15 protein-coding genes are annotated in these 18703 nt (G+C 64.5%); 6 read left to right on the top strand and 9 right to left on the bottom strand.

All coding sequences use genetic code 11. The features are described 5' to 3' along the window. The first annotated feature begins 37 nt into the window (after positions 1–37). Positions 38–1306 (top strand): sensor domain-containing phosphodiesterase, encoded by a 1269-nt coding sequence (locus tag AABD04_RS23130; protein WP_341442634.1) that lies wholly within the window; start codon positions 38–40, stop codon positions 1304–1306. 16 nt (positions 1307–1322) lie between these two features. Here AABD04_RS23130 and AABD04_RS23135 read toward each other — a convergent pair whose 3' ends face one another. The 3 genes from AABD04_RS23135 to AABD04_RS23145 form a co-directional block, all read right to left on the bottom strand. Continuing rightward, positions 1323–2522 carry an L-talarate/galactarate dehydratase gene (locus AABD04_RS23135; RefSeq protein ID WP_341442635.1) on the bottom strand — a complete coding sequence of 400 codons (1200 nt, stop codon included), beginning with the start codon at positions 2520–2522 and terminating at the stop codon, positions 1323–1325. Between the two features lie 74 nt (positions 2523–2596). Then, the gene (locus tag AABD04_RS23140; protein ID WP_341443123.1) at positions 2597–3550 is read right to left on the bottom strand and encodes a 2-hydroxyacid dehydrogenase; all 954 of its coding nucleotides are present in this window, start codon (positions 3548–3550) and stop codon (positions 2597–2599) included. Positions 3551–3564: 14 nt separating this feature from the next. Next, positions 3565–4911: an enolase C-terminal domain-like protein gene (locus AABD04_RS23145; RefSeq protein WP_341442636.1), complete on the bottom strand. Its 1347-nt coding sequence runs from the start codon at positions 4909–4911 to the stop codon at positions 3565–3567. A 288-nt stretch (positions 4912–5199) separates the two neighbouring features. On the opposite strand from AABD04_RS23145, the gene AABD04_RS23150 reads away from it, so the two are divergent. The 3 genes from AABD04_RS23150 to AABD04_RS23160 are packed head-to-tail and all read left to right on the top strand — an operon-like array spanning position 5200 to position 9024. Beyond that, positions 5200–6798: an aldehyde dehydrogenase (NADP(+)) gene (locus tag AABD04_RS23150; protein ID WP_341442637.1), complete on the top strand. Its 1599-nt coding sequence runs from the start codon at positions 5200–5202 to the stop codon at positions 6796–6798. Positions 6799–6829: 31 nt separating this feature from the next. Then, complete coding sequence (locus AABD04_RS23155) at positions 6830–7756, top strand: 5-dehydro-4-deoxyglucarate dehydratase (RefSeq protein ID WP_341442638.1); 927 nt, start codon at positions 6830–6832, stop codon at positions 7754–7756. Further along, positions 7756–9024, top strand: coding sequence for a glucarate dehydratase family protein (locus tag AABD04_RS23160; RefSeq protein ID WP_423228181.1), 1269 nt, complete (start codon positions 7756–7758; stop codon positions 9022–9024). The genes AABD04_RS23155 and AABD04_RS23160 overlap by 1 nt, the downstream gene beginning before the upstream one ends. A gap of 7 nt (positions 9025–9031) precedes the next feature. Here the strand turns inward: AABD04_RS23160 and AABD04_RS23165 are convergent, their stop codons facing one another. From AABD04_RS23165 to AABD04_RS23180, 4 genes are all read right to left on the bottom strand, one after another. Beyond that, complete coding sequence (locus AABD04_RS23165; protein WP_341442639.1) at positions 9032–9679, bottom strand: TetR/AcrR family transcriptional regulator; 648 nt, start codon at positions 9677–9679, stop codon at positions 9032–9034. Next, positions 9676–10521 carry an SDR family NAD(P)-dependent oxidoreductase gene (locus tag AABD04_RS23170; protein ID WP_341442640.1) on the bottom strand — a complete coding sequence of 282 codons (846 nt, stop codon included), beginning with the start codon at positions 10519–10521 and terminating at the stop codon, positions 9676–9678. Before AABD04_RS23170 ends, AABD04_RS23165 begins: the two co-directional genes overlap by 4 nt. Further along, entirely contained in the window at positions 10518–12008 is a 1491-nt protein-coding gene (locus AABD04_RS23175) for a flavin-containing monooxygenase (RefSeq protein ID WP_341442641.1), read from the bottom strand. Before AABD04_RS23175 ends, AABD04_RS23170 begins: the two co-directional genes overlap by 4 nt. Before the next feature lie 105 nt (positions 12009–12113). Continuing rightward, on the bottom strand, positions 12114–13604 hold the full coding sequence (locus AABD04_RS23180; RefSeq protein ID WP_341442642.1) for a SulP family inorganic anion transporter: 1491 nt from the start codon (positions 13602–13604) through the stop codon (positions 12114–12116). 339 nt (positions 13605–13943) lie between these two features. Between AABD04_RS23180 and AABD04_RS23185 the strand changes: the two genes are divergently transcribed. Continuing rightward, the gene (locus AABD04_RS23185) at positions 13944–15569 is read left to right on the top strand and encodes a ribonuclease J (RefSeq protein WP_423228182.1); all 1626 of its coding nucleotides are present in this window, start codon (positions 13944–13946) and stop codon (positions 15567–15569) included. Here AABD04_RS23185 and AABD04_RS23190 read toward each other — a convergent pair. Beyond that, on the bottom strand, positions 15566–15970 hold the full coding sequence (locus tag AABD04_RS23190) for a MerR family transcriptional regulator (RefSeq protein WP_341442646.1): 405 nt from the start codon (positions 15968–15970) through the stop codon (positions 15566–15568). The genes AABD04_RS23185 and AABD04_RS23190 overlap by 4 nt on opposite strands. Positions 15971–16004: 34 nt before the next feature. Then, positions 16005–17513 carry a SulP family inorganic anion transporter gene (locus tag AABD04_RS23195; protein WP_341442647.1) on the bottom strand — a complete coding sequence of 503 codons (1509 nt, stop codon included), beginning with the start codon at positions 17511–17513 and terminating at the stop codon, positions 16005–16007. 151 nt (positions 17514–17664) lie between these two features. On the opposite strand from AABD04_RS23195, the gene AABD04_RS23200 reads away from it, so the two are divergent. Next, the gene (locus AABD04_RS23200; RefSeq protein ID WP_341442648.1) at positions 17665–18558 is read left to right on the top strand and encodes a LysR family transcriptional regulator; all 894 of its coding nucleotides are present in this window, start codon (positions 17665–17667) and stop codon (positions 18556–18558) included. The last annotated feature ends 145 nt before the right edge of the window (positions 18559–18703 follow it).

Raw genomic sequence — 18703 nt, forward strand, 5'->3', positions numbered from 1 at the left:
TGAAGCTCAATGTTCGATCGCGAAAAAGGACATCTTCATGCCGGACGACGCTGTGCGCGAGCGTTCCTCGCACGAGGCGATCGCCTCTGCCCTCGCTGATGTGAACGCTGTCCGCCCGGTGTTCCAACCCGTGATCGAACTCGGCACCGGCACCGTCCTCGGGTACGAGGCTCTGGCGCGGTGGCCCGAGTGGCCCCTACTCGACCTGGATTCCGTGTTTTCGACGGCGGCAGATCTGGGCGTGGTGGACGATCTCGATTGGGCGTGTCGCACAGGCGCGGTCGACGCGGCACTCGCTGCAGGGATGGCACAGGAACTGTGCTTGTTCGTCAACGTAGAACCTCACACCGCGACCGGGCCGACCGACGGTGCCAAGCGCGCGTTCGCAGCAGCCGAGGGCCGATTTTCCGTGGTGCTCGAGCTGACGGAGAGGTCACTGCTGGCCGATCCCGCAGTGTTGCTGGCCGCGGTTGCCGACGGTCGGCGGGCAGGATGCCGCATCGCCCTCGACGACATCAGCGTGCATCCGGACACGATGACCATGCTCGAGTTCGTTGCACCGGACATCATCAAGCTCGACCGTTCGTTGGTCCAGCGAGATCCGAATCGAGCGCAGGCGCGCGTGATCGCCGCGGTACGAGCGCATTCCGAGGCGACCGGGGCGACTGTTCTGGCAGAGGGCATCGAAAACGACGAACACCTCGCCCGCGCTCACTCACTCGGGGCGGCACTGGGCCAGGGTTGGCTGTTCGGAAGGCCCGGTCCGCTGCCCGAGTCGGTGCGGACCGCACCAGGTGCGCTGTCGATTCTGAGCGAGCCCGTTCCGAACTCCGGCCTGGTGCCGAACCTGCCATCGGATCTGTTCGAGCTCGTGGCTCCGTCGATCGGAACCAAAGCCTTCATCCGCGCCATCTCCCGCCAGATCGAGGACCACGCCCGCGATACCAACGATTCGCTGGCCCTCATGTCCACCTTCCAGCATTCCCGATGGTTCAGCCCGCCCGTCGCCGACCAGTACGCCTGGCTGGCCACCAAGCATGCATTTGTCGCGGCCGTGGGCGTCGGCCTGGGAGGGGAGCCTGCTCCGGGTGTCCGCGGAGCAGATCTCGACCCCAACGAAGAGTTCACCAGAGAGTGGACGATCACCGCGGTCGGTCAGCACTATTTCTCGGCGCTCATCGCCCGCGATCTGGGTGATACGGACTGCGCCGACGCGGACCGTCGATTCGAGTTCGTGCACACGCACAATCGGCAGCTCGTCGTCGCCGCAGCCAGATCGCTCATGCGCCGCATCCTTCCCATGTGACCGGGGCTGCTACCAGCTAGCGCACCACCATGTTCGCCACTGTCCAGGCCCGACCCTGCTCGCTCAACGTGAATCCGAGCCCCGGCCGAGCGGACAGATGCATGCGTCCGTCTCGTGTCTCGAGGTGCTCGTCGAACAACGGTTCCAGCCAGTCGAAGTGCTCCACCCACGTCTGCAGTGGATACACCGCCGCGAGGTGCAGGTGGATCTCCATGGCGAAATGCGGGGCGAGCTGCAGATTGTGATGCTCGGCCAGTGTGGCCAACTTCAGGAACTGCGTGATGCCGCCGATGCGGGGAGCGTCGGGTTGCAGGATGTCGACCGAGCCGGCCTCGATGAGGCGCACGTGCTCGCTGACGCTGGCCAGCATCTCACCCGTCGCGATCGAGGTGTCGAGACTACGAGCGAGTTGGGCGTGTCCCTCTGCGTCGTACGCGTCGAGCGGCTCCTCGATCCACACGAGGTCGAACTGTTCGAGGATGCGGCCCATACGCTGCGCCGTCGGTCGATCCCATTGCTGATTCGCATCGACCATCAGGGGGACGTCGTCACCCAGAAACTCGCGGACCGCGGTGACGCGAGCGATGTCGGTGCGCCAATCCGGTTGGCCCACTTTCAGTTTGATGCCACCGATGCCGTTGGCCAGTGAGATGGCAGCGTTCTCCATGACCTCCTCGATCGGAGTGTGCAGAAACCCGCCGGAGGTGTTGTACGTCTGCACCGAATCGCGCGACGAGCCGATCAGCTTTGCCAGCGGCAACCCAGCACGCTTGGCTTTGAGATCCCACAGCGCGATGTCGATTGCTGCAATCGCCTGCGTGGCAACACCGCTACGCCCCACCGAGGCTCCGGCCCACACCAGTTTCGTCCAGATCTTGCCGATGTCGTTCGGGTCCTCGCCGATGAGTACCGGAGCGATTTCCTGGGCATGAACGAATTGGGCCGGCCCGCCCGCGCGTTTGGAGTACCCGAAACCGATCCCCTCATGGCCTTGTTCGGTACGAATCTCGGCGAACAGGAACACCACCTCGGTCATCGCCTTCTGCCGGCCGGTGAGCACCTTGGCGTCGCTGATCGGATTCCTCAGCGGTAGCACGATCGAGGACAGCGTGACCTCGGCGATGCGATCGATGCTGGCCGCACCGGCGGCCAGTGCGGTGATCGCAGCATCCGGGGCGGTGAGGCCGCTGGTCGGCTTGTCTGTGGCGATGGTCATCTCGGGCTCCTGGTGTCGTCGATTCGCGTTGTCTCACAGACTATTTGACGCAACCGATGTGGGTCCAACACCGATTATCGGTTTATCGATGCCGCCAGAGCATCGATGTTCGACGCAATATCCGCGACTCGGCCCACGAACGTATGGTGCGTGACGCCCGACGAGTGTGGCGTCATCAGCACGTTGTCGAGATCGCGAAACGGCAACACACTCGGTTCTCCCACGCCGTCCGGCCCGGGGTAGCGATACCACACGTCGATCGCAGCGGCGGCAATCTCGTTGCGCGACAATGCGTCGAACAGCGGTTGCTCCTGCACCAACGGACCACGACCGACGTTGACGAGAACTCCGTCCTTGCCGAGCCTGCGGAGTTCCTCGACTCCGATCATGCCGCGGGTGCGCTCGTTCAACGGCGCAGAGACCACAAGAACATCGGCGAAGTCCGCTAGTTCTCCCAGATCCTCTGTACCGGCAACCCATTGGAGACCCCCGTCCGGAGCCCGACCGCTCCCGGTGACCGCTGCACCCACTGCGCCGTACGCCTGAAACAGCTGCCAGGTCCGCCTACCGATATGTCCGAATCCGACGAATCCGATGCGGGCACCGCTCAGCGACAACGGTTGCGCGATGCTCGGGTCGTAGACGGCAGTAGCGAACACACCGGAGCGGAGTGCGCGATCCTGCTGCAGAAACTGTCGGCGCAGCATCACCGTCGCCGCCACGACGTACTCGGCGATCGATTGCTCGTGATGAAAGGTGCTGCACACCTGCACATCAGGACCTAGCCCGGAGCGATCGACGTTGTCCGTTCCGGCACCCGCGACGTGCACCATACGCAACTTCGGCGCTGCGGCACCCATGGCCGCGCTGAACTTGCCGCCTACGTACACGTCCGCGTCGGCAAGTTCGCCGATGACCCGACCCTCGTCGAACGGCACGCACCAGATCACCTCTGCGCCAACAGGCAATCCCGACTCGAACTGCTCGCGGTGCGGCAGGATGTTGCGATCCCCGACGACGATCTTCATCAGCGCACCGGAACTCATCGGACCAAAGCCGGCCGCTTGCTGTCGAACGTCCATCCCTCGATCAGATACTGCATCCCGATGGCGTCGTCGCGGGAACCGAGACCTTCCTTCAGGTACAGCTCGTGTGCCGCGTCGACCTGCTCGAAGTCGAGCTCGACGCCGAGACCGGGCTTGTCGGGCACGGTGAGGTAGCCCTCCTCGATCGTGAACGGCTCCTTGGTGACTCGTTGCCCGTCCTGCCAGATCCAGTGGGTGTCGATGGCGGTGATCGTGCCCGGGGCCGCCGCCGCGACATGGGTGAACATGGCGAGAGAGACGTCGAAGTGATTGTTGGAGTGCGAACCCCACGTCAGGCCCCACGCGTCACAGAGCTGAGCGACGCGTACCGAGCCGGCCATCGTCCAGAAATGCGGGTCGGCCAGCGGGATGTCCACGGCACCGGACCTGATGGTGTGTCCCATTTCCCGCCAATCGGTGGCGATCATGTTGGTCGCCGTCTGCAATCCCGTGGCCCGCTTGAACTCCGTCATCACCTCGCGGCCGGAGAAGCTGCCCTCCGGGCCGACTGGATCCTCGGCGTACGCCAACACGTCGCGCAGCCCGCGGCAGGTGTCGATCGCGTCCTTCAGCAGCCAACCACCGTTGGGATCCAACGTGATTCGAGCCTCGGGGAATCGCTCGGCCAGTGCGCGCACCGCGGCGGCCTCCTCGGCGGCGGGGAGCGCACCACCCTTGAGCTTGAAGTCCTGGAACCCGTACCGCGCCTGGGCCGCCTCGGCGAGGCGCACGATCGACTCGGGATCCATCGCTTCCTCGTGCCTGATGCGCATCCAGTCGTCGGCTCCGGCTGCCTCGTCGGCTGCACCACGGTAGGCGAGGTCGGTCTTGTTCCGATCGGCCACAAAGAACAGATAGCCCAGAGCTTGGACCTTCTCCCGCTGCTGGCCTTCTCCCAATAGCGCTGCGACGCTGACGCCGAGATGTTGACCCAACAGATCGAGCAGTGCCGATTCCACCGCGGTCACTGCATGGATCGCGACCCGCAGATCGAATGTCTGCGCCCCGCGTCCCCCGGCATCACGATCGGCGAACGCGCGACGCATCTCGGCCAGCACAGCGTTGTAGCGGCCGATGCCCTGGCCCTCGACAAGCGAACGAGCATCCTCGAGAGTCTGCCGAATCGCCTCACCGCCCGGCACTTCGCCGACGCCTGCTCGCCCGTCGGAGTCCGTGAGTACCACCAGATTGCGGGTGAAGTACGGAGCATGTGCGCCGCTGAGGTTCAACAACATGTCGTCGTGGCCGGCAATCGGAATGACACGCATATCGGTGACGACGGGCGTGCTGGTGTGGACGTTCATGTCCGACCTTTCTCACATACTTCCGGTGACTCGGCTCACAGACGACAGTAGGACCTCGGATCGATGCCTGTCCAAGACCATCTGCGCATCGAACGATGCCGTAGTGGTATTGGTAACGACACTCGGAGCACAACGGTCCTGGCAGTGAGATCGATACCGAGACTGAATCAAATGCGACATTTTTAGACTTGGACATGTATCAATCGGCCTTCTACCGTGGTGAGCTATGAGCCAGGTCACGCCTCGGCGTCAGCGCATGTACCGCACCACAGCCTTAGGAGTCACCCCATGACAGCGTCGACGACACAGTCCACCCACCTCACCGGCCGGATGATCGTCGCCGGCACCCCGGTCTTCGGTGGCGGCACGCAGATTCACGGAATCGACCCCAGCACCGGCGAGAATCTCGAACCTGCCTACGGACACGGAGACGATGCCGACGTCGAGAAGGCCTGCGCCGCAGCAGCTGAAGCCTTCGCCGACTATCGGGCCACCTCCTCGGAGACCCGCGCACAGTTCCTCGAGACCATCGCAGACAACATCGCCGCTCTCGGTGACACCCTGATCGAGCGGACGGTAGCCGAGTCAGGACTTCCGCTGGCCCGCATCACCGGCGAAGTCGGTCGCACCACCGGTCAGCTGCGCCTGTTCGCTTCTGTTCTGCGCGAGGGCAGCTGGAACGGTGCCCGCATCGATCCGGCTCAGCCCGAGCGCACGCCGCTCCCCCGCGCCGACATCCGCCAACGGCAGATTCCGCTGGGACCGGTTGCGGTGTTCGGAGCCAGCAACTTTCCGCTCGCCTTCTCCGTCGCCGGCGGCGACACCGCCTCCGCTCTCGCGGCCGGATGCCCCGTGATCGTCAAGGCGCACGACGCGCATCCGGGGACGTCCGAACTGGTCGGCCGTGCGATCGCCGACGCAGTATCCTCCACCGGAATGCCCTCGGGCACCTTCTCTCTGCTGTTCGGCTCCGGTCGCGGACTCGGCACCGCGCTGGTGACCGACCCTCGCATCAAGGCCGTCGGATTCACCGGATCACGTTCGGGTGGAACAGCTCTCGTCGCCGCTGCGGCGGGCCGTCGGGAGCCCATCCCGGTGTACGCCGAGATGAGTTCCATCAACCCAGTGTTCGTCATGGACGGCGCACTCGCCACCCGCGGAGCCGAACTCGGCCGCGCCTTCGTCGCATCGCTGACAATGGGATCGGGCCAGTTCTGCACCAACCCGGGCCTCGTCATCGCCGTGGACGGCGCAGGACTGCAGTCCTTCACGGAGGCAGCATCCACCGCGGTGCAGGAGTCCACCCCCACCACGATGCTGACCCCGAACATCGCGTCCAGCTATGCCGACGGCGTCGCCGGCCTGTCCGACGCGGTGACCGTGGTAGCGCGTGGATCGGACACCGACGCCCCGAATGCCTGCCGCGCAGCACTGTTCGTCACCGACGCCGATACGTTCCTCACCTCCGAGGCCGCGCAGGCCGAGGTGTTCGGCGCGTCGAGCCTCATCGTTCGCTGTACCGATGCACAGCAGGTCCGTGACGTCGCCGCACTGTTGGAGGGACAGCTCACCGCCACCGTCCACGCCGACGAGTCCGATCACGCCGAGGCAGGCAAGCTGCTGTCGGTCCTCGAACTCAAGGCCGGCCGCATCCTGTTCGACGGATGGCCGACCGGTGTCGAGGTCGGCCACGCGATGGTGCACGGCGGCCCCTTCCCCGCCACCTCCAACTCCCGCACCACCTCGGTCGGATCGCTCGCGATCGAGCGTTTCCTACGCCCTGTTTCCTACCAGGATGTACCGAAGTCGTTGCTGCCCAGCGCTGTCGCCGACGGAAATCCCGAGGGCATCTTCCGCCGCATCGACGGCCAGCTCACCCAAGACTGACTCACCCCCCCTAATTTTCGAGGAGATCCCCATGCTCGACGGCGTCTTGTTCTTCCCCGTCACCCCGTTCACCGCTTCCGGTGAGGTCGATTACGACCTGCTGGCCGCTCACATCGCGAAGGGTGTCGACGCGGGACCCGGTGGAGTGTTCATCGCCTGCGGCACCGGCGAATTCCATGCCCTCGAGACCGAGGAGTTCGGCAGGATCGTGCGCACCGCAGTCGATGTCGTCGCGGGCCGGGTTCCGGTGTACGCCGGTGCAGGTGGGTCCGTGGCGCAGGCGAAGGCATTCGCGTCGAGCGCGAAGACCAACGGAGCCGACGGCATCTTGCTGCTGCCTCCCTACCTGGTGACGATGCCGCAAGCCGGTCTGGTCAACTACACCAAGGCCGTTGCCGGTGCATCCGATCTGCCGCTGATCGTGTACAACCGTGGCAACGCCCGCTTCACCGAGGACTCGGCCGTCGAGGTAGCGCAGCTGCCCACCGTCGTCGGGTTCAAGGACGGCACAGGTGATCTCGATCAGGTCGGCCGCATCGTCCGTGCGGTACTGGACGCCCTGGAACCGTCGGGCAAGCCCTTTCAGTTCTTCAACGGCCTGCCCACCGCCGAGGTCTCGCAGCAGGCGTACCGCGCGATCGGTGTCACGCTGTACTCCTCCGCGACATTTGCGTTCGCACCCGAGCTGGCCCTGGCGTTCTACCGGTCTCTCGACAGCGGCAACGACAAGCTCACTGCCGCACTGCTTCGCGAGTTCTTCCACCCGCTGGTGCGCTTGCGAGACAAGGTGCCCGGCTACGCAGTCTCGCTCATCAAGGCGGGCGTGACGATGGAGGGCATCGAGGCAGGTCCCGTGCGCCCGCCACTGGTGGACATCAGCGCCCCGCACCTCGATGAGTTGACCGCAATCGTCGCCGCCGGCCGGGCCGTGCTGGCAGCCGAGCTAGCGGTGCACTGATGCGAGAACCGGTTCTGATCACCGGCGCTCGAATCACCCCGATTGCCTTCGTCGACCCTCCGTTGCTCAACACCGTCGGCGTACATCAGCCCTATGCGCTACGCGCGATCATTCAGCTGGACACCGACGCCGGTGTCGTCGGACTCGGTGAAACGTACGCCGACACTGCTCATCTGGCTCGTCTCGACGCGGCCGCCACGGCCATCACCGGCCTGGACGTATTCGCGCTCAACGATATTCGAGAGGCTATCGATACCGTGCTGGGTACGCTGTCGATCACCGGCGGAGACGGCGTCGCCGGCATGATCACCACGGCCAGTACGACGGACCGCGTGTTCTCCCCGTTCGAGATCGCGTGCCTGGACGTGCAGGGCAAAGTGCTGGGGCGACCGGTGTCCGATCTGCTCGGCGGCAAGGTTCGGGACTCGGTTCCGTTCAGCGCGTATCTGTTCTACAAGTGGGCAGCGCATCCCGGCCGAGAGCCCGACGAGTGGGGCGAGGCAATCGATCCGGAAGGCCTGGTGCGCCAGGCTCGAAAGATGATCGACGAGTACGGTTTCGAGGCCATCAAGGTCAAGGGCGGCGTCTTTCCACCCGACGAGGAGATTGCCGGAATCAAGGCGCTACGCGAAGCGTTTCCCGAGCTACCGCTTCGGCTCGATCCCAACGCTGCCTGGACCGTCGAAACGTCCATCCGCGTCGCCGCCGAACTCGACGGCATCGTGGAGTACCTCGAGGACCCGACACCGGGACTCGACGGCATGGCCGAGGTTGCGCGCGAAGCGAAGATGCCGCTGGCGACCAACATGTGCGTCGTCGCTTTCGATCACCTGAAGCCTGCTGTGCTGAAGGACTCGGTGCAGGTGGTGCTGTCCGACCACCACTACTGGGGAGGTCTGCAGCGGTCGAGACTGCTCGCCGGAATCTGCGAGACTTTCGAGATGGGTCTGTCGATGCACTCGAACAGCCATCTCGGAATCAGTCTCGCGGCCATGGTTCACCTTGCCGCAGCCACACCGAATCTCACCTACGCCTGCGATACCCATTGGCCGTGGAAGCACGAGGACGTCGTGGTCCCGGGCGTACTGAACTTCGTCGACGGGGCGGTGGCCGTACCCACCGGGCCCGGTCTCGGCGTCGAGATCGACGAGGACGCGCTCGCGGCGCTGCACCAGCAGTATCTCGACTGCGGGATCCGAGACCGTGACGACACCGGATACATGCAGAGTATCGATCCGAGCTTCGAGAACACCTGCCCGCGCTGGTGATCCGACGCTATGACGTCAGCGGGGCGACGATGTTGGCGAGCATGGTAGCGATGGTGGCGACCACGATGCGGCGCTCTGCGACGTAACCGCTCTGGTACCACGTCATCGCGGTGTGGCTGATGCCGCCGATGGCGGCGGTCGCGAGCAGGTCGACATCCATATCGGGGCCCGACGGCACCTCGCCCGCCAACGTGCGGAGGTAGCCGAGCAGCAGAACACCGAACTCGTGCATCACCGTCAGATAGGTCTGCTCGACGCGAGGGCTGACCCCCAGCACCTCCATCCACACCACGCGGGCCAGGTGTGGATCCTCGACCACCCGAAAGAAGGGGTCGAGCAACTGCCTCGCGACGGACCCGAGACCACCGTCAGGATCTACCTCTGCCATGGCTTCGGACACCGAGTCCGTCAGGTGCGCAATGCATTCTGCGTAGACCGCGAGCAGGAGATCCTCGGTCTTGTCGAAATACTGATAGAAGTGCCGGTCGGCGATCTTGGCCTCGCGGCACAGTCCGCGGACGGTCGCGGCGCGGTACCCGACGCTGCCGAACACCCGCAGGCCCGCGTCCAGCAGCTGCCGTCGCCTGCGGTCGTCGCGGTCGGCGGCACTCTCACCGCCGTAGGCCCGGCCGGGCACGTCGATCGTGGCGCTCATGACCGTCGGGCATCCAGTTCGGCTGTCAGACGGATCAGTTCGGCGTCTCGCTCCATCGTGGCATCCATGATCGGGTTGACGATGCCGCGCAATATCGAGATCGGGATCCAGCGGCCGGGCACGGCGATGCGCGCAGCTCGCCGTCCGATACCTCGAACAGCCACGCGCGCAAGCTTGTCCGGCGTGATCGGGCGAAGCAGCGGAGTGGGAAAGGCCCTGGCGATCATCGCCGTCGCGACGGTGTCGCCGCCGAACGCCACGTCGGCGATGGGAGTGGCCACCCAGCCCGGGTACAGCACTCCGGCCGTCGCTTTCGTGCCCGCGAGTTCCGCTCGCAACGCGCGTCCGAGTTGTTCGACGGCCGCCTTCGACGCCGCGTACGGCGCGTTCGCCAGCCCGTTGAGATAGGCGTACGTCGAGGAGGTGAGCAGCACGTATCCCCCGGACTCGACGATGTGCGGCAGCGCTGCTCGCACCGTGTTCCACACCCCGACGAGATTGACCCCGATGACTCTCTCGAACACACCGTCGTCGACGGATCGGATCGTCGATGCCTGTGCACCGCTGGAGATTCCCGCATTCGCCATCACGATGTCGAGCGAGCCGAATTTCTCGATGGCGGTGGCGACCGCCGCGTCGAGTTGCTCTCGCACGGTGACGTCGGCATAGGCGATCGCCACGCGCTGGTTGCCCAGTGTCGCCGCCACCGATTCGAGATCGGTCGACGCCATGTCGACCAGAACGATCGAGGCACCGCGTCGATGCAGCGCCGACGCGACGGCCGAACCGATGCCGCCTGCCGCTCCCGTGATCAGCGCTACTTGGCCCGAGTGATCCTTCATGCCGATACCTCGTCCTTCGTCGTCACGTCGGTGGAAGACCGGTGGATGTGATGGGCTTCCGGCCGAAAACGCTTGGCCCACCGTCGGAACGTGAAACTGAAGCCGGGGAACATGGCCACGACATGCCCGGATCTGGACTGGTACCAGCTGTGGCAGCCGCCGTCCTTCCAGACGGTGCCCTCCATCTCGCGATGAATCGTGTCGGTGTACTTCTGCTCGGCGGCGGCAGTGACCTCGATGGCCGTCGCTCCGGCCTGTCGGACGGCATCGACGGCCCGCACGATGTACTCCATCTGTGCCTCGATGAGGAAGATCGCCGAGGTGTGGCCGATGCCGGTGTTCGGACCGGTGACGACGAAGAGGTTGGGGAAACCGGGAATCGTGGTGCCGAGGTAGGCGCGTGGATAGGGATCCCAGACGTCGGACAGGGCGCGGCCGTCACGGCCGATCACCGGATACGAGATGACGCCGTCGGTGGCGTCGTATCCGGTGGACCACACCAGTAGGTCGACATCGACGTGTTCGCCTGTGGTGGTGACGATCCCGGTTTCGGTGATCTCCGCGATGCCGTCGTTCCTGTCGTGCAGGGTGACGTTCGGCTGCCCCAGTGCGGGATACAACGTGTTGGACAGCAGCACCCTCTTGCATCCGATGGTGTAGTCGGGGGTGACCTTCGCTCGAAGCTCGGGATCCGGAACCTGAGACTCGATGTGCTTCAGCGCAGTTCGCTGCGCCACGGCCTTCAGCATCGTCCGTGAGTACTTGAAGCCCAGAATGCGCGTCTCGAGGGTCCAGTAGATGCCGGCGCGAACCGTCCTTCGGATCGGCTTCCTACGCAACAGCTTTCGCTGAAGCGCTGTGAATTCACGATCGTGGCGCGGCATCACCCAGTGCGGGGTGCGCTGAAAGACGTGCAATTGCTCCACGTCGGGTTGGATCGCAGGAATCACCTGTGCCGCGCTGGCCCCGCTGCCGACGATGGCCACCCGCTTACCCGCATGGTCGTACTCGGTGTGCCAATCGTTGGTGTGGAACTGGGTGCCCTGGAACTTCTCCCGTCCGGGGAACGGCGGGACGACGGGTGTACTGAGCGGTCCCGACGCGTTGACGACGAACTTCGCCGCGTAGTCGCCCCGCGAGGTGGTGATCAGCCAGTGGTCTCCGGCCCATTCGATTCTCTGGACGTCGGTGTCGACGTGCGTTCGAGCAGGCAGACCGTTCGATTCGAGCACGTGGTCGGTGTACCGCTCCAGCTCCTCGCGTTCGGCGAACATACGCGACCACTCGAAGGGCTCCGACGCGATGGAATAGAGCGGACTCTGCACGTCGACGGCTGCGCCGGGGTATCGATTCTGCTTCCACGTGCCGCCCAGGAACGGACGCCTCTCGAGGATCACGAAGTCGTCGATCCCTCGATCGAGCAGCGCTTTGGCAGCGCACTGGCCACCGAACCCACTGCCGATGATCACCACGGTGTGAATGTGCATGCCGACGAACCTTCCCGCACGAGGCGCAATCCGATGATGCGCGTCATCACTTTAAAGTGATGACGCGTGATTCCGCAATGGAATCGGTCGATCGGCGACTGCTCGTCAATGGCCGCCCGACAGCTGCCCGGTCAGCCGGACATGCCGCTGCGCAGACACCGCGTCGAGGCCGACGATCTCCGCTCGCTTGCCCTTTGCCTCGTATTTCGTGGTGATGGCATCGAGCGTGGCGACCGTGGATGCATCCCAGACATGGGCACCGCTGAGGTCGATGACGACATGTCGAGGATCACCCGTGTAGTCGAACTGATAGACAAGGTCGTTGCTGGACGCGAAGAACAACTCCCCCTTCACCGCGTAGACGCGAGTGTCCTCGTCGGGATGCGCCACATCGACGACCTCGGTGAGGTGCGCCACCCGCCGAGCGAACAGCACCATCGCGGTGACGACGCCGACGACGACGCCGTAGGCGAGATTGTGGGTGGCGACGGTGACGACCACGGTTGCCACCATGACTGCCGTTTCGCTCTTGGGCATGCGCCGCAACGTCTTCGGGCTGATGCTGTGCCAATCCATCGTGCCGATCGCCACCATGATCATGACGGCGGCGAGTGCGGCCATCGGGATCAGCGCCACGATGTCACCCAGTCCGACCACCAGTATCAGCAGGAACACCCCGGCAAGGAACGTGGAGATGCGCGTCCGGGCACCCGAGGCCTTGACGTTGATCATCGTCTGGCCGACCATCGCGCACCCACCTATGCCGCCGAAGAATCCGGTGATGACGTTCGCTGCGCCCTGACCCCAACTCTCCCGGGTCTTGTTCGAGTGCGTGTCGGTGACGTCATCCACCAGTTTGGCCGTGAGCAGCGATTCGAGCAGGCCGACGATAGCCATGGCAAACGCGTACGGAGCGATGATGCTCAACGTCTCGAGATTCAGCGGGACGTCGGGGATCAGCAGTGCGGGCAGGCTCGACGGCAGTTCGCCTTCGCCGCCGACGTTGGGAACATTGAGGGCGAATACGACGGTGGCGACGGTCAGCAGCACGATGGCCACCAGGGGTGCGGGCACGACGGACGTGATCCTGGGGAGCAGGACCATGATCAGCAGACCGACGGCCACCAGCGGGTAGACCAGCCACGGCACGCCGATCAACGCAGGAAACTGCGAGGTGAAGATCAGAATGGCCAGTGCGTTGACGAATCCCACCATGACACTGCGAGGAATGAACCGCATCAGCTTCGCAACGCCGAGGACTCCGAGAACCACCTGGAGCACACCGGCGAGGATGACCGTGGCGATGAAGTAGTCGAGGCCGTACTGCTTCGCAACGGGCGCGATGACCAGGGCAACTGCCCCGGTAGCGGCCGAGATCATCGCGGGTCGGCCGCCGAGGAACGCAATCGACACGGCCATCGTGAAGGACGCGAACAGGCCCACTCGCGGATCGACACCCGCAATGATCGAGAAGGCTATTGCCTCGGGAATCAGCGCCAACGCGACAACCAGGCCGGCCAGCACCTCGGTCTTCAGCATTCGCGGGGACCGCAGGGCACTCATGACGGTAGGAATCCGCTCGGCGGAGTCGCTCATATCTCTCCATTCGTGATCGATGGATGCGGACGTGCCGAGAAACGGCGGGTCTCATCCAGGGGTGGGCGCATCGCTGCGCCCGAAGGCTTTGTTCGTGGAGCCCGATGGGCATCTCACGCATCCCGCACACATCGGGCGGGAAGGAACAGTCAGGAAACTGATCCCTACTCTTACGCAATAGTAGAGTTGACGCAAATCGACACTGTTCGGACCGGGGTCGACACCAGGTCGGAGGCCCCCCGTAGCGTAAGAGGCATGTCGAGATCACCACGGAACCGCAGATCCCCCGCCGCACCGAGAAAGCGATCCTCCTCCGCGCTTTCGGCAGGGCACCTTCGCGTGATCGCGACCGGCGGTCTCGGCGAGATCGGCCGGAACATGACCGTCTTCGAATTCGACGGAAAACTGCTCATCGTCGACTGCGGCGTGCTGTTCCCCGAGGAGCATCAGCCGGGCGTCGACGTCATCCTGCCGGACTGGAGCTGCATCCGGGACCGTCTCGACGACGTCGTCGCCATCGTCCTCACCCACGGGCACGAGGACCACATCGGCGGTGTCCCGTATCTGCTGCGCGAGCGTGGCGACATTCCCGTCATCTCGTCGCGGCTGACGCTGCACTTCCTGGCCGCCAAATTCGAGGAGTTCAAGGTCTCGACGAAGTTGATCGAGGTCGAGGCCGGGCAGACGCGTCAGGAAGGCCCGTTCGAACTCGAGTTCCTCGCCGTCAACCACTCGATCCCCGACGGTCTGGCCATCGCGATCCGCACGGACGCCGGACTGGTCCTGCACACGGGCGACTTCAAGATGGACCAATTCCCGCTGGACGGTCGGATCACCGACCTCCGCGGATTCGCGCGCCTCGGCGAGGAGGGTCTCGACCTCCTCCTCGTGGACTCCACCAACGCCGAGGTTCCCGGCTTCATGGTCTCCGAACGAGACCTGGTCCCGGCCATCGAGAAGGTGTTCCGCGAAACCACGGGACGCGTGATCGTGTCGAGCTTCGCCAGTCACGTCCACCGCATTCAGCAGGTACTCGACGCCGCGCATGCCCAGGGCCGCAAAGTGGCGTTCGTGGGCCGATCGATGGTGCGCAACATGAAGATCGCCACCGATCTGAACTACCTCGATGTGCCCGACGGGCTCGTCGTGGACCTGCCGAAGCTCAATCGTCTTCCGGCGAACAAGATCACGCTGATCTGCACCGGATCCCAGGGCGAGCCGCTGGCCGCGCTGTCACGGATGGCCTCGGGCGAACACCAGATCAAGGTCGGCGACGGCGACACCGTACTGATGGCGAGCAGCCTCATTCCGGGAAACGAGAACGCGATCTACCGCGTTATCAACGGTCTCGTGGACAAGGGTGCGCGCGTGGTGCACAAGGGAAATGCCAAGGTGCACGTCTCCGGTCACGCGAGCGCCGGCGAGCTCGTCTACTGCTACAACATCCTCGAACCCGCCAATGTGCTTCCCGTACACGGGGAATCGCGCCACCTGCGCGCCAACGCCGACCTCGCGATCAAGACCGGCGTTCCTCGCGATCGCGTCCTGATCGCCGAGAACGGAAGCGTCATCGACCTGTTCGACGGCGTCGCGCAGATCACCGGCTCCGTCCCCATCGAGCTGATCTACGTCGACGGCAGTTCCGTCGGTGGTGTGACGGAGGATTCGCTGGCCGACCGACGCCTGCTCGCCAACGAGGGCGTCCTGACCGTCATCGCCATCGTGGACCCCGATACCGGCCTGCTGGTCGACGACGTCGACTTCATCGGACGCGGATTCGCGCACGAGGCCAACGCTTTCGACTCGTTGGCCAAGGCGATCGGCAAGACCCTCACGCGCGAGAGCGACGTCAAGGTTGCTTCTCGCGAGAACATCGAGAAGCGCATCGTGCAGGAATCGGCCCGCTGGGCCAAGCAGACCCTGGGCCGTCAGCCCCTCATCGTCCCGGTTGTCGTCGACGGCTAGAGCTGGGCAGCTGCCCCGCGAGTCGACAGCACCTCGGTGAGCTCTTCTGCGTAGGCGAGCTGCCGCCGCAACGTGCGGCAGCTGTCCTCGGCCTTGGTGTGGCACTCGCGAACGAACGCTGCGGCCGACGATCGAGCATCGTCGGCCGCGTTCTCGTCGCCCAGAATGTCGAGAGATTCCAGTAGCTGTTTCATTTCCGCCAGCGTGAAGTCGAGTGGCTTCATCCGGCGGATGACGAGCAGACGTTCGACGTCGGCCTCGGTGTACAACCGAAATCCGCCTGCGGAGCGGGCAGAAGGCGCTACCAGGCCCACGTCGTCGTAGTGACGGACGGTGCGGATGGACAGCTCGGTTCGCTGAGCTACCTGCCCGATCTGCATGTGCATGTCGTCGTCCGTCATGTGCCGCCTCTCTTCGCCCGAGCGTCCACCCTAGTCAGTGCTCGGCACCGAGGTTTCCACTGAGACGATCGTGCCGTTCGATCGAGGGCGCATTCAGGCCGATGATCTCCACCGTCTTGCCCTTCGCCGCGTATTTGGTGGTGATGGCGTCGAGCGTCGCGACAGTCGAGGCGTCCCAGATGTGCGACTCCGACATGTCGATGACCACGTTCTTCGGATCCCCCACGTAGTCGAACTGATAGATCAGGTCGTTGCTCGACGCGAAGAACAACTCGCCCTTCACCGCGTAGACGCGAGTGTCCTCGTCGGGATGAGCCACATCGACGACCTCGGTGAGGTGCGCTACCCTGCGAGCGAACAGCACCATCGCTGTGACCACACCGACGACGACGCCGTACGCGAGGTTGTGGGTGATCACGGTGACTGCCACGGTCGCGACCATGACGAGGGTTTCGCTCTTGGGCATGCGCCGCAACGTCTTCGGGTTGATGCTGTGCCAGTCGAAGGTTCCGACGGAGACCATGATCATGACGGCGACGAGCGCGGCCATCGGGATCAGCGCAACGATGTCGCCGAGACCGACCACCAGGATCAGCAGGAAGACACCGGCGAGGAACGTCGAGATGCGGGTGCGGGCACCGGAAACCTTGACGTTGATCATGGTCTGGCCGATCATCGCGCAACCGCCCATGCCGCCGGTGAATCCGGTGACCAGATTGGCCACGCCCTGGCCCCAACCCTCGCGGGTCTTGTCGGAATGCGAGTCGGTGATGTCGTCGACGAGTTTGGCCGTCATCAGCGATTCGAGTAGACCCACCAATGCGATCGCCAGAGCGAACGGCGCGATGATGCTCAGTGTGTCGAACGTGAACGGTACGTCCGGGATCAAGAACGACGGCAGCGAGGACGGCAGCTCGCCCTCGTCGCCCACATCCGGGACCGCGAGCGCGAACACGAGCGTGACCCCGGTGAGTATCACGATGGCGATCAGTGGTGCCGGGACGATCGTGGTGAGCTTGGGCAGAAAGAACATGATGAGCAGGCCAACGGCGACCATCGGGTACACCAACCACGGCACCCCGATCAGGTACGGCACCTGGGAGCTGAAGATCAGGATCGCCAACGCGTTGACGAAGCCGATCATCACGCTGCGCGGGATGAAGCGCATCAACTTGGCGACGCCGAGAACGCTGAGTACGACCTGCAGGACTCCTCCGACGATCACCGCTGCAATGAGGTAGTCGAGGCCGTAGTCCCGAGCCAGCGGGGCGACGACCAGCGCAATCGCCCCGGTAGCAGCGGAGATCATCGCCGGGCGGCCACCGACGATGGAGATGGTGACGGCCATGGTGAACGACGCGAACAGTCCGACGCGTGGATCGACACCGGCAATGATCGAGAACGAGATGGCTTCCGGAATCAGCGCCAGAGCCACCACCAAGCCTGCGAGTACTTCGGTCTTGAGTCGCTTCGGCGAGCGCAACGCACCCAGCACCGAGACGTCTTCGACGGCGGTGACAGGCACCTGGGCAGCTCGAGACACGACGACTCCATTCGATGAGTGCGGAGGGATGCTGCGCGCGAACTCTACTCTTACTGGAGAGAAGGTTGCCAATCGTGGAGACCTTCGGCCTACGCTAGATTGATACGTAAAGGTCCCGCGAAACTGCCAGCGCGATGCAAGGAGTGAATCGATGTTCTCGCTCAACAGGCTGTCCTGCTTCATCGCCGTCGCCGAGGAGCTGCACTTCGGCCGCGCCGCCGAACGACTGCACATGACGCAGCCTCCGCTGAGCAGGCAGATTCAACAGCTCGAAAGCGAGGTCGGCGTGCAGCTGATCGATCGCACCAGTCGGTCGGTGACGCTGACGGCGGCGGGCCTGGCCTTTCTACCCGAGGCCCGACGCATCCTCGACCTCGCCGAGGGCGCACTGCTCACCGTCCGACGCGTCCCCACCGGCGATCTGGGGACCGTGGTCGTCGGATTCACCGGCGCATCGGCGCATGCAGTGCTCCCGCAGTTGCTCGACGCCGCGCGCGAGAAACTACCGGACGTCAAACTCGTGCTGCGGGAGATGGTCTCGGCGGTGCAGATGGAATCGTTGGCCGTCGGCGATCTGGATCTCGGGTTGGCCAGGCCACCGCTCAAGCGACCGGGCATCGCATCCCGACCGGTGCTGCACGAGTCGTTGATCGCAGCGATGCCCGAGGAACACCCGCTGGCCGCGAAAGACGAACTGTCGGTGGAGGACTTCGACGAGCAGCCGATCATCATGTACTCGCCCGTCGACGCGCGGTACTTTCACGAGCTGCTGATCAGTACCTTCACCATCGTCGGGGTGTCCCCGCGCTACGTGCAGTACGTGACCCAGGTCCACACAATGCTGGTGCTCGTTCGTTCCGGCATCGGATTGGCATTGGTACCGGAGTCGGCGTCGACCATGCGGCCGGAAGGTGTTGTGTTCCGGCCGGTTCGGACCGTGAAGGAACGCCCCGTCGAACTCGACGCGGCATGGCGCGTGGACAACGACAACCCGGCACTGCACCGCTTCATGACCGATGTGCTGCCGACGCGGGAGTGGTCGTGATGCGCCGCTGATCGAGTTGCGTGCAGGACCGTGACGGCGCGAGTGCGGTCCGATGGGAGACGCCGAAGGCCTGCGCGCGTTTGCCCACTTATTGTCCAGATGCCTACCTGCGACTGTGAGCAGATCAATGATTACCCGGCATGGA

Source organism: Rhodococcoides navarretei, from assembly GCF_038069675.1.
Lineage (GTDB): Bacteria > Actinomycetota > Actinomycetes > Mycobacteriales > Mycobacteriaceae > Rhodococcoides > Rhodococcoides navarretei.

Excerpts from the sequence above, each read along its gene's own strand:
- AABD04_RS23130 (WP_341442634.1), top strand. The coding sequence starts at position 38 with ATGCCGGACGACGCTGTGCGCGAGCGTTCCTCGCACGAGGCGATCGCC.
- AABD04_RS23135 (WP_341442635.1), bottom strand. The coding sequence starts at position 2,522 with ATGACCATCGCCACAGACAAGCCGACCAGCGGCCTCACCGCCCCGGAT.
- AABD04_RS23140 (WP_341443123.1), bottom strand. The coding sequence starts at position 3,550 with ATGAAGATCGTCGTCGGGGATCGCAACATCCTGCCGCACCGCGAGCAG.
- AABD04_RS23145 (WP_341442636.1), bottom strand. The coding sequence starts at position 4,911 with ATGAACGTCCACACCAGCACGCCCGTCGTCACCGATATGCGTGTCATT.
- AABD04_RS23150 (WP_341442637.1), top strand. The coding sequence starts at position 5,200 with ATGACAGCGTCGACGACACAGTCCACCCACCTCACCGGCCGGATGATC.
- AABD04_RS23155 (WP_341442638.1), top strand. The coding sequence starts at position 6,830 with ATGCTCGACGGCGTCTTGTTCTTCCCCGTCACCCCGTTCACCGCTTCC.
- AABD04_RS23160 (WP_423228181.1), top strand. The coding sequence starts at position 7,756 with ATGCGAGAACCGGTTCTGATCACCGGCGCTCGAATCACCCCGATTGCC.
- AABD04_RS23165 (WP_341442639.1), bottom strand. The coding sequence starts at position 9,679 with ATGAGCGCCACGATCGACGTGCCCGGCCGGGCCTACGGCGGTGAGAGT.
- AABD04_RS23170 (WP_341442640.1), bottom strand. The coding sequence starts at position 10,521 with ATGAAGGATCACTCGGGCCAAGTAGCGCTGATCACGGGAGCGGCAGGC.
- AABD04_RS23175 (WP_341442641.1), bottom strand. The coding sequence starts at position 12,008 with ATGCACATTCACACCGTGGTGATCATCGGCAGTGGGTTCGGTGGCCAG.
- AABD04_RS23180 (WP_341442642.1), bottom strand. The coding sequence starts at position 13,604 with ATGAGCGACTCCGCCGAGCGGATTCCTACCGTCATGAGTGCCCTGCGG.
- AABD04_RS23190 (WP_341442646.1), bottom strand. The coding sequence starts at position 15,970 with ATGACGGACGACGACATGCACATGCAGATCGGGCAGGTAGCTCAGCGA.
- AABD04_RS23200 (WP_341442648.1), top strand. The coding sequence starts at position 17,665 with ATGTTCTCGCTCAACAGGCTGTCCTGCTTCATCGCCGTCGCCGAGGAG.